The organism is Ralstonia psammae (genome assembly GCF_958405935.1).
Classification (GTDB): Bacteria; Pseudomonadota; Gammaproteobacteria; order Burkholderiales; family Burkholderiaceae; genus Ralstonia; species Ralstonia psammae.
In genome coordinates this window covers 148,930-162,497 of sequence record NZ_CATZBU010000004.1, presented here as the reverse complement: position 1 = coordinate 162,497, position 13,568 = coordinate 148,930, and the positions used below count along the sequence as shown (strand labels likewise).

11 protein-coding genes are annotated in these 13,568 nt (G+C 64.7%); 6 read left to right on the top strand and 5 right to left on the bottom strand.

Annotation, left to right across the window (positions count from 1 at the left end):
- Positions 1 to 78: 78 nt before the first annotated feature.
- The 3 genes from R2N16_RS10270 (at position 79) to R2N16_RS10260 (ending at position 2,678) form a co-directional block, all read left to right on the top strand.
- Positions 79 to 1,050 (top strand): GlxA family transcriptional regulator, encoded by a 972-nt coding sequence (locus R2N16_RS10270; RefSeq protein ID WP_316665574.1) that lies wholly within the window; start codon positions 79 to 81, stop codon positions 1,048 to 1,050.
- A 69-nt stretch (positions 1,051 to 1,119) separates the two neighbouring features.
- Entirely contained in the window at positions 1,120 to 1,785 is a 666-nt protein-coding gene (locus R2N16_RS10265) for a glutathione S-transferase (protein ID WP_316665573.1), read from the top strand.
- A 32-nt stretch (positions 1,786 to 1,817) separates the two neighbouring features.
- Positions 1,818 to 2,678: a class I SAM-dependent methyltransferase gene (locus R2N16_RS10260; protein WP_316665572.1), complete on the top strand. Its 861-nt coding sequence runs from the start codon at positions 1,818 to 1,820 to the stop codon at positions 2,676 to 2,678.
- A 12-nt stretch (positions 2,679 to 2,690) separates the two neighbouring features.
- On the opposite strand, the gene R2N16_RS10255 is transcribed toward R2N16_RS10260, so the two are convergent.
- The 5 genes from R2N16_RS10255 to R2N16_RS10235 all read right to left on the bottom strand — a co-directional run bounded on the left by R2N16_RS10255 (position 2,691) and on the right by R2N16_RS10235 (position 7,182).
- The gene (locus tag R2N16_RS10255; protein ID WP_316665571.1) at positions 2,691 to 3,023 is read right to left on the bottom strand and encodes a hypothetical protein; all 333 of its coding nucleotides are present in this window, start codon (positions 3,021 to 3,023) and stop codon (positions 2,691 to 2,693) included.
- A gap of 118 nt (positions 3,024 to 3,141) precedes the next feature.
- Positions 3,142 to 3,507 (bottom strand): response regulator, encoded by a 366-nt coding sequence (locus R2N16_RS10250; protein WP_316665570.1) that lies wholly within the window; start codon positions 3,505 to 3,507, stop codon positions 3,142 to 3,144.
- Between the two features lie 29 nt (positions 3,508 to 3,536).
- Positions 3,537 to 4,070: a hypothetical protein gene (locus tag R2N16_RS10245; RefSeq protein ID WP_316665569.1), complete on the bottom strand. Its 534-nt coding sequence runs from the start codon at positions 4,068 to 4,070 to the stop codon at positions 3,537 to 3,539.
- Between the two features lie 11 nt (positions 4,071 to 4,081).
- Positions 4,082 to 4,798, bottom strand: coding sequence for a methyl-accepting chemotaxis protein (locus R2N16_RS10240; RefSeq protein WP_316665568.1), 717 nt, complete (start codon positions 4,796 to 4,798; stop codon positions 4,082 to 4,084).
- Positions 4,798 to 7,182: an ATP-binding protein gene (locus R2N16_RS10235; RefSeq protein WP_316665567.1), complete on the bottom strand. Its 2,385-nt coding sequence runs from the start codon at positions 7,180 to 7,182 to the stop codon at positions 4,798 to 4,800. Before R2N16_RS10235 ends, R2N16_RS10240 begins: the two co-directional genes overlap by 1 nt.
- 475 nt (positions 7,183 to 7,657) lie before the next feature.
- Here R2N16_RS10235 and R2N16_RS10230 point away from each other — a divergent pair, with 475 nt between their 5' ends.
- From R2N16_RS10230 to R2N16_RS10220, 3 genes are all read left to right on the top strand, one after another.
- Positions 7,658 to 8,053 carry a DUF1801 domain-containing protein gene (locus tag R2N16_RS10230; protein WP_316665566.1) on the top strand — a complete coding sequence of 132 codons (396 nt, stop codon included), beginning with the start codon at positions 7,658 to 7,660 and terminating at the stop codon, positions 8,051 to 8,053.
- An 83-nt stretch (positions 8,054 to 8,136) separates the two neighbouring features.
- Positions 8,137 to 8,466, top strand: coding sequence for a DUF2322 family protein (locus tag R2N16_RS10225; protein WP_316665565.1), 330 nt, complete (start codon positions 8,137 to 8,139; stop codon positions 8,464 to 8,466).
- Between the two features lie 160 nt (positions 8,467 to 8,626).
- Positions 8,627 to 13,549 (top strand): NAD-glutamate dehydrogenase, encoded by a 4,923-nt coding sequence (locus R2N16_RS10220; RefSeq protein ID WP_316665564.1) that lies wholly within the window; start codon positions 8,627 to 8,629, stop codon positions 13,547 to 13,549.
- Positions 13,550 to 13,568: the final 19 nt, after the last annotated feature.

Here is a 13,568-nt window from a genome sequence, read left to right as displayed (position 1 = left end):
CAGAAATGCGTTTGACAGCCGCAGTCTGGCGGAGCAACATTAGTCCTAAATGACGTTAATCCCTCATTTCAAGACATCATGCGCAGAATCGGCTTTTTGGTGTTTCCGGGCTGCAGCCTGCTCGATTTCACCGGCCCGCTGACGGCCTTTGACGTGGCGAACCGGCTTGCGCCGCAGCCGGCGTATCGGATCGACGTGCTGTCCGAAGGCGGCACACTGGTGCAGAGCGCGCCGGGCCTCGTCATGCAGACACAAGGCCTGGACGACCCGGCCTTCGACACGCTGATCATCTCGGGCGGCAACGGCCCGCGCGAGGATGCGTTCTCGCCCCGGCTGATCGCCTTCGTGCAGCAAGCGGCGCAGCACTCGCGACGCATGACGAGCGTGTGTTCCGGCGCATTTGCGCTGGCGGCGGCGGGCCTGCTCGATGGCCGCCGCGCGACCACGCACTGGCGCATGGCGGCGCTGCTGCAGCGGCGCTATCCGCGCGTGCAGGTGCAAAGCGACCACATCTTCATCCACGACGGGCCTGTGTGGACGTCGGCCGGCATCTCGTCTGGCATCGATCTGGCGCTGGCGCTCATTGAGGAAGACCTGGGCGTCGACGTGTCGCGTGCCGTGGCTCGCGAGCTGGTGGTCTATCACCGGCGGCCCGGCGGGCAATCGCAGTTCTCGACCTTGCTGGAGCTGGACCCGGCATCGAGCCGCATTGCGCGTGCGTTAGGCTATGCGCGCGAGCACCTGCATGAAGCGCTGGACGTCGACCGCCTGGCCGAAGTCGCCCACCTGAGCCGCCGCCAGTTCGACCGTGCCTTTGTGGCCGAGACCGGCCAGACGCCCGCCAAGGCCATCGAAAAGCTCCGTGCCGAAATCGCCCGGCCGCGCGTGGAAGCCGGGGATGAATCGCTGGAACAGGTCGCTCGCGCCGTAGGCTTTGCCGACCCGGAACGCATGCGCCGGGCGTTCATCCGCGTGTTCGGGCAGCCGCCGCAATCGGTGCGGCGCTCGGGGCGATCGGGACGATCCGGGCACACACGCCTGGTGGCCTAGCGCGCAGCCCCACCCCAATGCATCCGCTCCCCTGGCGCACTTGAAATCCGTAGCCCTGAATTTGCACCGATGTCAGACAATCAAGTCTTGCCCCTGCTCTACAGCTATCGCCGCTGCCCGTACGCCATGCGTGCGCGCCTGGCAATGCTGCAAGCCAATCGACGGTTCCAGACGTTCGAGATCGTCATGCGCGACAAGCCTGCCGAACTGCTGGCGCTGTCTCCCAAAGGCACCGTTCCCGTCTTGCGTTTGATAGACGGCACCGTGCTGGAAGAGAGCCTCGACATCATGCGCTGGGCGTTCGAAGCACCCGACCCCGAAGGCTGGTGGAGCCGCGCGCAATCCGACGACAACCTCGCCCTGCTGCGCACCAACGATGGCGAGTTCAAACGCCAGCTCGATCGCTACAAATACCCCGACCGGTATCCGCAAGAGAGCACACCGCGCGAGACGGCCCGCGCCCGGGCAACAGAAGCCCTGCTGATACCGCTGGAATCACGCTTGCAGGTTCAGCGCTATCTTGGCGGCGCAACGCCGTGCGCGGCCGATCTGGCGATCTTCCCGTTCGTGCGGCAGTTTGCAGCGGTGGAGCCGGACTGGTTTGCCGGCCAGCCTCTGCCGGCTGTGCAGGCCTGGCTGGCCGAATGGCTCACCAGCCGTCTGTTTGAAGTCTGCATGACGAAGCAACCGGTGCAGGCCGTTGCCGTGTTTCCCGAGTATCAGCATCCCAGCTGACCGACTGATCCACCGATGGAGGCGTGTCCACGATGAGCGAACCACAGCATGCATCACCCGACAGCACCGCAGCGCGTGTCGCCCTGTGGCGTGCCTTGCATGTGCACAGCGATGCACCACCGCACGTGCTGGAAGACGAGGTAGGCCTGAGGCTGCTTGCCCCCGAACCCGGCTGGCAACAACGCGGCGACATGGACCCGCAGTTCACGCGTCCGTTTCGCGCGTCCATTGTGGCGCGTGCACGCTTTATCGAAGACCTTGTCATCGAGCAAGCAGGCCGTGGTTTGAGCCAGTATGTGATTCTCGGGGCGGGGCTGGACAGCTTTGCGCAACGCCGGCCCGATGTGGCATCGCACATGACGGTATTCGAAGTCGATCAGCCCAGCCCGCAGGCCTGGAAGCGCCAACGTTTGGCAGCGCTGGGCTTTGGCATTCCACCTTGGCTGCGCTTCGTGCCGGTGGATTTTGAGGCGCGCGAATCCTGGCAGGCTGCGCTGGTCGCGGCGGGGTTTGACGTGAGCAGGCCGGCCATCGTGGTGTCCACGGGCGTGAGCATGTATCTGTCCAAGGAAGCGAATGCCGCTACGCTGCGGCAGGTGGCATCGCTTGCGCCGGGGTCGATGCTGGCGATGACGTTCCTCCTGCCGCTGGAGATGGCGGACCCGGACGTCCGCCCTGGCCTTGAGATGGCGGAGAAAGGCGCACGCGCAAGCGGCACCCCGTTCATCAGCTTCTTCAAGCCGCCCGAGATACTCGCGCTGGCCCGCGAAAACGGCTTTCGCGATGCACAGCACATCTCGGCCGACACCCTGACGCAGCGCTACTTTGCCAACCGCACCGATGGCCTGCGCCCGCCGCGCAATGCAGAGGAACTGCTGGTGGCGACGGTCTAGCCGCGCACGCGCCTACCGCTCGCGCAGCGGCCCGGGCAGCGCCTTCAGGCCAATCCACAGCACGCCGATGACCACGTTGACAGGCACGCTCAACGCGCTGGGCACGTAGAACAGCACCGACAGGCCCGGCGTGTTGAGCCCCAGTTCCAGCACGCCGCCCACCGCGTAACAGAGCACCCCGCACCACAGCCAGCGCCGCATGTAGGCCAGCAGCCAGTGCGCGTGCGCCTGGTTGAAACGCCAGGCGGCCGCCCGTTCGAACAGGTTGCCGCGGCTGGCGTCTTTGAAGAGCCAACCGAAGAAGAAATAGCGATACAGCAGGGTGCGAAAGGCGAGCTCTTGCATGATGGCTCCCTTGGCCAAACCAGCTTCAGGCAAGCAAGTTTGGCTCCAAAATCGCGCGGACGCCATGCCCTCCAGCGTCGGGTTGATCATGACGCACCCAGGCTGCCCCGCCCGCCTCTCAGCTTGCCAGTTTCTTGAATGTCTCGAGCACGGCCTCGCCCTTGAACGGCTTGACGATCCAGCCCTTTACGCCGGCGGCCTTGCCGCGGTCTTTCATGGCAGGGCTGCTTTCGGTGGTGAGCATGATGACGTTGACGGTCTTGTTGCCAAGCTCGCCGCGCACCTTCTCGACCATGGTCAGCCCGTCCATGTTGGGCATGTTCACATCGCTGATGATGAGTTTGACGCCGGGGTTCGCCTTGATCTTGGCCAGGCCGTCCTTGCCGTCTACGGCGGTGTCCACCAGCAGGCCGTGCTTCTTCAGAAAGCCGGCCACTTCGTCGCGTACGGTGCTCGAATCGTCGACAACCAGAATCTTGCTCATGACTCTTTCCTCGTTCTCAATCTTCCAGATCAAAACAATTCCAGCTCGCCGCCGGATTCAACCTCGTCGCTCACTTCGGCCACGAAATCCAGCGGAGCATGGGCACACACGCACACCGTGGCGTCCAAGCGCACCGTGTCGTTGATGGTGACCGCGTAAGCAGCCACGTAGCCCGGCTTGAGCACATCCAGATACGGCAGGCATCGCGCGCTCACCACATAGGGCGTGGACATGCCAAGGTCGGGAAACACCTGCAGCAGTTCCTGGTTGAGCGCGCCGCAGCACAGGTTGCCGATTTCCAGGCGCGCCTCCTCAAACGAACGTCCCGTGCCTTCGCCAGTGAAGTACGTGCGCGCGGCGTCGGACTCGTCAAAGCGCAGCACCAGCAGCAGGCGGAAGGCGATGGACGAGATGGTCAGGATCAGGGCGTCCTCACCGCTCGGGGTGTCGCCTTCGGCTGCGGTGCTGATATGGCAGGTGTCTTCCGCATGTCGGGCGAGCCGCGTCCGTGCGGCCTTGCGGAAGATGCGATCGAAACTGTCTTGTGCGTTGCTGCGGATCACGTCAGACCTGCCTAGTGAAGCTGGTTCTGGAACTGGCTGGCCAGCGCCTCAACGCTCGACAGCGACGCGGTGATCATCTTGCCGCCCGCCTGGATGTCCTGGAACGTGGCGGTCGTGGTCAGATCGTTCAGGTGCAGGCTGTTGCGATAACTCTTCGACAGTTCTTCCGAACGCGCAGCCAGCGCGCGCACCTCGCTGGCGACCACGGCAAAGCCGCGGCCCGCCGTGCCCGCACGCGCCGCCTCGATGGACGCGTTGAGCGAGACGATCACCACATGCCGCACGATGGATTGCAGTTCCTGATTCTTCGCGTGCATGTCGTTGTTCTGCTCCATGAGAGAGATCATCTGCTCGTGCCAGCGCTCGAACGTCAGCGCCAGGCCACGCAGGCGCGCTGCTTCTTCTGCAATCTGCCTGGCGCGGCTCGCCCACTGTTCCTTCGCTGTCGTGGCCGACTGCAATTCGGTACGCAGTTGCTCGATGACTTCCAGTTGATCGGCAGCGGCCTCACGCATCCGGGCGATGGCGGCCTCCAGTGCGGCAACCTCACGCGTACCCGCTTCCATCAGCGCGGCGTGCTTCGCAAGATCGGCCGACAGATCAGCGATGCGGCGATCGGCATCGTCCAAGGTGCGCGCCATCGCATTTACCTTCCGCAGCTGAATCAGCCCCATCAGCACGCCTGTGACCAAGCCGCCAGCGAGCACGGCCAGAACAATCGACCCCATCACGATGCTTCCTTATCCAGATCCACGCGTGCTGCGGGTTGCGCCCCAAGCGCTGCACTCACGCTGTCGACCGCAAAGCGTTCGGGCAGACACACCACGGTCTGGAACTGGCGGAACGCTGCTCCCTTTTTGTCGTCGGTAAAGCGCAGCTCGATGCGGCCATGCTCGCGCTTGATGAACTCCAGCACGGCGTCCATGCCGACGCCGCGTCCGGACACCTCTGTCACCTTCTCTGCAGTGGAGAAGCCGGGGCGGAAGATGTACTGCGCGATGTCTTCGTCGCTGGCGTGTTGGTCTGCGCCGATCCAGCCGCGCTCCACGGCGATGCTGCGGATGCGGTCCAGCGCCAGGCCGCGGCCGTCGTCGCACAGCGTGATCTGGAGCATGCCCTGGTCAACACCCACTTCGATCTCGATCGTGCCGGCTGCCGCCTTGCCGTGCGCGATGCGTTCGTCGGCGGGCTCGATGCCGTGGTCGATGGCGTTGCGCAGCAGGTGCATGAATACGTTTTGCAGGATGCCGCGCGCCTCGGTACGCACGCGGTAGCCGTTGTCGTCGATGCGCACGGCCACGGGCGCCTTGCCCAGCTCCTGAGCCAGCGACGGCAGCGATCGCAGCGCGCCGGACAACAGCGCGTCCACCGTCTCGCTGCCCAGCAGGCGCAGCCGTTGGTAGACGGCATCGCGCATCGCCGCGAGTTCATCCAGGCTATCCGGGTTGGCCGATTCCAGCAGACGCAGGCTTTCGTGAATGCGCGCCATCACATCGGGCGCGGCTTGCACGGCGTTGCCCGGTGCCGCATCGCCCTTGCGGCCCAGCTTCACCTCGTTGATGCGGGCGTAGTTCTCGATGGCCTCGCGCACGCGCATCAGCTCTTCCATCAGCCAGCCCTGATCCCACGTGTGCTCGCTGTCGGGTTCGCGCAGCGCGTGATAGGTCTGCTCGGTCTCGTGCACCACGTTGGTCAGGTGCTGCAGGTTGTACGTGCGCGCATTGCCCTTGATGGTGTGCATGTTGCGGAACAGTGCCGCAATGGCCGCGCTGTCCGCCTGCGAATACTGGCGGATGATCCGTTCGTTCTCGTGCACAAAGGTCGTGGAGCTGTCGATGAAGTGCTGGAACTTCTCCTGGCTTACCGCCAGGATCTCGCCAATCATCTCCAGGTTGCGGCGCTGCTCGCTGGCCTCGGCGGCCAACTTGCGCAGCTCCGTCACATCGCGCACGCACAGCATCAGGCGCAGGATTGTGTCGCTCTCATCGGTGATGGCCGACCACGACAGATCGAGCGTCTTCACGCGCCCATCCGGCATGCGCTTGTCCACCTCGCTCGCCAGCAGATGCTGGTTGAACGCAAAGTTGATGATGTCCTGCCCGAGGCACGCATCGAGCGCCGCCTCCACCTGCGACAGCGTATCGGCGCCCAGGCTGGTATCGGCAAAGATCAGCTCCATCAACTTGCGGCCGGCGATCTCCTGCGTCTCAAAGATCGATTCGAGGTAGACCGAGTATTCCTCGTGCACCACGCCGCCATCGACCACGGTCAGGATGCCCTGCTGCATGTTCTGCAGCATCGCCTGAATGTCGGCCGTCTTCTGCTTGAGCAGCGCGGCGTTCTCCTGGATCTTCTCGATCATCTGGTTGAACGCGACGACCGAGTGGCCGATCTCGTCCATGCGGCCCACCGGCACACGGCGCGTAAAGTCCTGGCTGGTGGCGATCTCGCTCATCTCGGCCTGCATGCGTGTGAGCGGGCGGGTAATCTGGCGATACAGCAGCATGCCGATGGCGGTGAGCAGCACGATGGCCACGCCGCTCACCACGCCGATGGTGGTGGCTGTGCCCGCAAGCTTGCCGTTCAGGCCGGCAATGGCTTCGTCCTTCTCGCGGTTCTTCTCGATGCGCAGCGTCTCGACAATCTTCTCCAGCACGTCGCGGTAGCTCGCCACGTTGGCAAACAGGAAGGCCTGTGCCAGTTCGTCCTTGCCGGCAAGCTTCATGTCGGTGGTCTGCTGGATGGCCTCGACGTAGCTGTCGACGCTTTCCTTGGCCTGCGCAACCAGACCTTCCTGCGCGTGGCTGTTGGCGCGCTTGGCCTGCACGTCCAACGCAGCCCGCAGCGCGGCTTCCTTGGCCTTGAGGTCGTCCCGGGCCTGCGCAACGATGTTCCCGTCCGGCGCATAGACCAGCACCATCGTCGCAAGCTGCACGTCCTTGACGAGCGATACAAGGTCAGCCGACGCCAGCGCGCTCGGCACCACGCCTTCCGTCACCTGGCGGACCTCGGCCGCGCTGCCGCGGGTCTGGTAGACCGCGTATCCGCCGATGGCCGCCAGCGCGACAAACATCAGCACCACCAGCAATGTAATGCGATGACGAATGGTCATTTGAAATTCTCTCGATTCAATCACGCCCCCCTGAAAGAAGGGTGCGTTCCAATATGCTTGCCTAAACATCGGAGGCGCAATTATTGAGGCCGAAATATGACCAATCGATGACTGCCACAGGCATCGTCGGGGCATTGCATCATTGCATGTCCGCATGCGGGCATAGCGCTTCACACCCGCACCAGGCTTGGATTCGCGGCAAAACCGGCGGCAATCTCTTTTCGCACCCCACTTAAGCGGGGGAATGACGAAGGAAGGCTAAAGTTATTTTTCGAATCGCCGTTTATTTTCCGCCGCGTTATTTCCGCTTTAATTTTTCCCGTGTATTTTTCTCCTTGATTTCAAATACAACAAAAAGCCCTTTCTCAGTTTTCCATCGACACCTCGAGCGTTATCCCGCAAGCCGGCGCCGAGTGGCTACCGGCCCGTGTTCCTGCCAGAATGTTCTGCTGGGTCCACCTGGAGGCAGCCACCCATGAAGAAGCGCACGCAGGACACCGCCGCACCCGCATCCGAGCTGATCGACGCACGCATTGCAGAGCTGAACGACTGGCGCGGCGAGATGCTCGCCCGCCTGCGCGCCATCATCCACGCGGCCGACCCCGACGTCGTGGAGGAATGGAAATGGAGCGTGCCCGTGTGGTCGCACACTGGCCTGATCTGCACCGGCGAGGCCTACAAGCAGACGGTCAAGATGACGTTTGCCAAGGGCGCCTCCGTGCCCGACCCTTCTGGCCTGTTCAATTCCAGCCTGGACGGCAACACCCGCCGCGCCATCGATTTCCGCCAGGGCGACAAGGTGAACGAGAAGGCGTTGAAGGCGCTCATCCAGGCGGCCATTGCCGTGAACAAGGCCGGCGCCAAGCGTTGACGAACGTGCAAGCGCGCGCGGGGCGGGCCGGAGCCGTTAACATACGGCCCGCCTGATCAACCAATGGAAATGGAGCAACCGCAGTGATTCAACCGACCAACGTATTCAAGGACAACCTCGCCAAACTGCCCGCCATTGACGGCATCGAGCGCATCGACCTGGTCGACGGCCAGGGCGCCGTGGTGGCCGACATCGAAAGCAAGCCGGGCAAGCTAGGTTCGGTGGCGGTGTATCACTACCTCCAGCAGACGTTCGGCCAGCTCGACGCCCGCGCCGCCGAGCACGGCCTGGCCGTCTTTGCCGAGCACACCATCGACGCACGCAACCGCCCCGGCGCCCACCCGAACGTGGACCGGTTGCTGGCCATCGCGGCCGGTGGGCCCGCCCTGCGCATCCACGTCGTCAAGGCTTGATGACGCATCGCTAATGCAGGCCGCAAGTAACGAGTGAACCACCTGTTCTCTCGCTGCACTGCACACAGCGGCATCAAGCGAAGCTGAGCACCGCGCACCCTGATTGCCAGCCATGGGCACGCGGCGTAGCATGAGGCAGCCCTTCTTCGGGAGCCGCCTCATGTCTGCCCAGCACGAAGACAAGGTCCGCCAGCACCTGGCGGATGCAGTGGCCCTGGCACGCGAACGCGCGCCCGATATTGCCAACCTGTTCGAGCCGTTCCTGCGGCACTACTACGGGCTGGCAGACCCCGAAGATGTCATCTCGCGCAGCGTGGCCGACCTCTACGGCGCGGCGATGGCGCACTGGCAATTGGGTCAGAAATTCGTGTCGGGGCAACCGCGCGTACGCGTCTACAACCCGAGCCTCGAACAGCACGGCTGGTATTGCGGCCACACGGTCGTCGAAATCGTCAACGACGACATGCCCTTCCTGTTCGACTCCGTGACCATGGAGATCAACCGGCAGGGGCTTGCGCTGCATTCGGCCTTCCACCCGGTCTACCGCGTACAGCGCGACGCGGCTGGTGTGCGCGTGGCGGTATCCGCCGGCGGCGGCGTACAGCGCCCGGCGGCCCTGGCGGGCGACATGCCCGACACACCCGCCGATGCGGACAGGGAAACCCACGGCGTTGCACGCTTCGAGTCGACCATCCACATCGAGATCGATCGGTTTTCCGAGCCGGAACGCCTGCAGGCTTTGCACGACGGACTGATCCGTGTGCTGGGCGACGTGCGCGCCACGGTGGAAGACTGGAAGCCAATGCTGGCCGCCGCCCGCACCGCCATCGACGCGCTGGCCGTACGCGCCGCACAACCCTCCACCGGTGACGTGGAACGTGCCGAGATTGCCGAAACGCAGGCCTTCCTCACCTGGATGCTCGAGCGGCATTTCACCTTCCTTGGCTATCGTGATTACGAACTCATCACGCAAGACGAGGGCCATTACCTGCGCGGCATACCCGGTACCGGCCTGGGCGTGCTCCGTGAAGCCCTGCGCGACACCTCCACGCCAGACACGACGCGCCTGGCGCCGGGCGCGGCGAAGTTCATCGACGCGCCCGAGCCCATCTTCCTCACCAAGGCCAATTCGCGGGCGACCGTGCACCGGCCCGGGTATCTCGACTACATCGGCATCAAACTGTTCGATGCCGACGGCCGCGTCTGTGGGCAGCGGCGTTTCCTGGGCATGTACACGTCGAACGTCTACATGGTGCCGGCTGAAGACATTCCGCTGGTACGGCGCAAGGTGGCCGACGTCATCCGACGCACGGGCTTTCTTCCCGACGGGCATCTGGCCAAGACGCTGGTCACAATCCTGGAGCAATACCCGCGCGACGAACTGTTCCAGATCGACAGCGAAGCCCTGCACGACATCGCGCTCGGCATCCTGCGGTTGCAGGAGCGCCAGCGCACGCGCCTGTTCGTGCGCCGTGATCCGTTTGACCGCTTCGTGTCGTGCCTCGTGTTCGTGCCGCGCGAGAAGTTCAACACCGACCTGCGCGTGCGCATCCAGGGGCTGCTGCAAGCGGCGTATCACGGCACCGCAGTGGAGTTCACGCCGCTGCTGTCGGAGTCGATGCTGGCGCGCATCCACATTACCGTGCGCACGCAGCCGGGCAACGTGCCCGAGGTGGACGTGGCCGAGCTGGAGGACCGGATCGTGCAGGCAGCGCGGCGCTGGCAGGACGACCTTGCCGATGCGCTGCTCGAACGCGGCGGCGAAGAGCGCGGCAACCGCCTGTTGCGCCGCTATGCCGGCGCCTTTCCCGCCGGCTTTCGAGAAGACTACGCCGCACGCCTTGCCGTGCGCGACATCGAACTGATGGAGCCGCTGCTCAGCGCCAATGGCACCGACAACGTGCTCACCATGCAGCTCTATCGGCCGCTCGAAGCGCCGCCCGGTGCGCTGCGCTTCAAGATCTACCGGGCCGGCCAGCCGACATCGCTGTCGCACAGCCTGCCGATGCTTGAACACCTGGGCGTGCGCGTCAACGAAGAGCGCCCCTACTGCATCGAACCCGCCGACGCCGCTCCCATCTGGATGCACGACTTCGGCATGGAAACCGTCGACGGCAGCGAAGTCGATCTGGACGAAGCCCGCGCCCGCTTTGAAGACGCCTTTGCGCGCATCTGGAGCGGCGAGGTGGAGAACGACGATCTCAACCGCCTCGTTCTGCAGGCCGGCTTGACCTGGCGCGAGGTGCGCATCCTGCGTGCGTATGCGCGCTACATTCGCCAGATCGGCTCGACCTTCAGCAACGCGTATATGGAGAGCGCGCTGAACGGCAATCCGTCGATTGCCCGGGCGCTGGTGCGGCTGTTCCTGGTGCGCTTCGACCCCGCTCTTGCAGAGGCCGAACGTGCGCGTGCGAGCGAAACGCTGCGCAAGCAGATCGACGAGGCGCTCGAAGACGTGCCCAACCTGGATGAAGACCGCATCCTGAGGCAGTTTCTTGGCGTGCTGGAAGCCACGCTGCGCACGAACTATTTCCAAAGCCTGCCGGACGATGCGCAGGGGCAGCCCAAACCGTACCTGTCGTTCAAGTTCGACCCGGCGCGCGTGCCGGGCCTGCCCGAGCCGAAGCCGATGTTCGAGATCTGGGTGTATTCGCCGCGCGTGGAAGGCGTGCACTTGCGCGGCGGCAAGGTTGCGCGCGGCGGCTTGCGCTGGTCTGACCGACGCGAGGATTTCCGTACCGAGGTGCTGGGCTTGGTCAAGGCGCAGATGGTCAAGAACACCGTCATCGTGCCGGTGGGCTCCAAGGGCGGTTTTGTCGTCAAGCAGCCGCCGCCGGCCAGCGACCGCGACGCCTATCTGGCCGAAGGCGTGGCGTGCTACCAGACCTTCCTGCGTGGGCTGCTTGACCTGACCGACAACTACGTCGATGGCCGCGTCGTGCCGCCGCGCGATGTGGTGCGCTACGACGAAGACGACCCCTACCTGGTTGTCGCCGCCGACAAGGGCACGGCCACGTTCTCCGATTACGCCAACGCCATCTCCGCCGAATACGGCTTCTGGCTGGGCGATGCATTCGCTTCCGGCGGCTCGGTGGGCTACGACCACAAGAAGATGGCCATCACCGCGCGTGGCGCATGGGAATCGGTCAAGCGGCACTTCAGCGAGATGGGCGTCGATACTCAGACGCAGGATTTCACCGTCGTGGGTGTGGGTGACATGTCGGGCGATGTATTCGGCAACGGCATGCTGCTCTCGCGACATATCCGCTTGCTGGCGGCGTTCGACCATCGGCATATCTTTCTCGACCCGTCGCCCGATGCGGCCACGAGCTTTGCAGAGCGCGAGCGCCTATTCAACCTGCCGCGTTCAAGCTGGGCCGATTACGACCGGGCGCTGATCAGCCCTGGCGGCGGCATATTCCCGCGCACGGTCAAGTCGATCACGCTCTCGCCCGAGGTGCGCGCCATGCTGGATGTGACGACCACCGAGATGGCACCGAACGACCTGCTGCACGCCATCCTCAAGGCGCCCGCCGATCTGCTCTACAACGGCGGCATCGGCACCTACATCAAGGCCAGCACCGAAACGCATGCCCAGGTGGGCGACCGCGCCAACGATGGCCTGCGCGTGGACGGCGCGGAACTGCGCTGCAAGGTCGTAGCCGAGGGGGGCAACCTGGGCTGCACGCAGCTCGGGCGCATCGAATACGCGCAGCAGGGGGGGCGCATCAACACCGATGCCATCGACAACTCCGCCGGCGTGGATTGCTCCGACCACGAGGTCAACATCAAGATCCTGCTGGGGCTGGTAGTGGCCGACGGCGAGATGACGCTCAAGCAGCGCAACACGCTGCTGGCCGAGATGACCGACGAGGTGGGCGAACTGGTGCTGCGCGACAACTACTACCAGACGCAGGCGCTGTCACTTGCGCGCACGCGCACGGCGCAGTGGCTCGACCCCGAGGCGCGGTTGATGCGGCATCTGGAACGCAGCGGGCGCCTGAACCGCGCGATCGAATTCCTGCCCGCCGATGAAGACATCGACGCCCGGCGGGCAAGCGGCGGTGGCCTGACGACGCCCGAGCGCGCGGTGCTGATGGCCTACAGCAAGATGTGGCTGTACGACGTGCTGCTCGGCAGCGATCTGCCCGATCAGCCTTTCGTGGCCGATGGTCTGCCGGCGTACTTTCCGCAGCCACTGCACACGCGCTGCGCTACGTCGATCCCCCGGCACACGCTGCGGCGCGAAATTCTGGCGACGATGCACGCCAACGCGCTCGTCAACCGTGCCGGCGTGACGTTCGTGCACCGCATGGCCGAAGAAAGCGGTGCGGAACCGATTGCCGTGGTGTGGGCAAGCCTCGTTGCGCGCGCAGTCTACCGGCTCGACGCGCTGTGGCAAGAAGTCGATGCCCTGGATGCGCAGGTGCCGCACGAAACGCAAACCACCTTGTTCACGGCGCTTGCGCAGTTGCACGAGCGCGCCACGCTGTGGTTCCTGCGGCGGCGTGTGACGGACGTACCGACTGCGGTCGAACATTTCCGGTCTGCGGTCGATGCGCTCGCACCCGAAATCGACGCGCTGCAAACGGAGGACTCTGCGCAGGCCGCCGCGCAACAGCAGCAGGTCTTTACCGAAGCCGGTGTGCCGGAAGCGCTGGCACGTGTGGCGACCGGCGTGCCGGCGCGCGTGTCGTTGCTCGACATTGCCGAAGTCGCGAGCGCCGGCGGCTGCGATGCGCGACTCGCCGCACGCGTGTACTTTGCCCTCGACCAGCCGCTGGGGTACGGATGGCTGCACGGGGGCATCCTCGGCCTGCCGACGCAAACGCATTGGCAGATGCTCGCGCGCGCAACGCTGCTTGAAGAACTGGGACAACTCCGGCGGCGGCTCACGCAATCGGTGCTGCAGGATGCGGCACCCGGCGCGGGCGCGGACACGCTCATCGACACATGGCGGGCAACGCGGCAGGAAGCGCTGGCGCGCTACAACCGCGTCATCGCCGACCAAGTGGTTGCCGGCTCGGCTGACCTGGCAATGCTGTCTGTGGGGCTCAAGGCACTGGCCGAGGTGGATGCGTGATGCCCGCACGCGCGAGGGC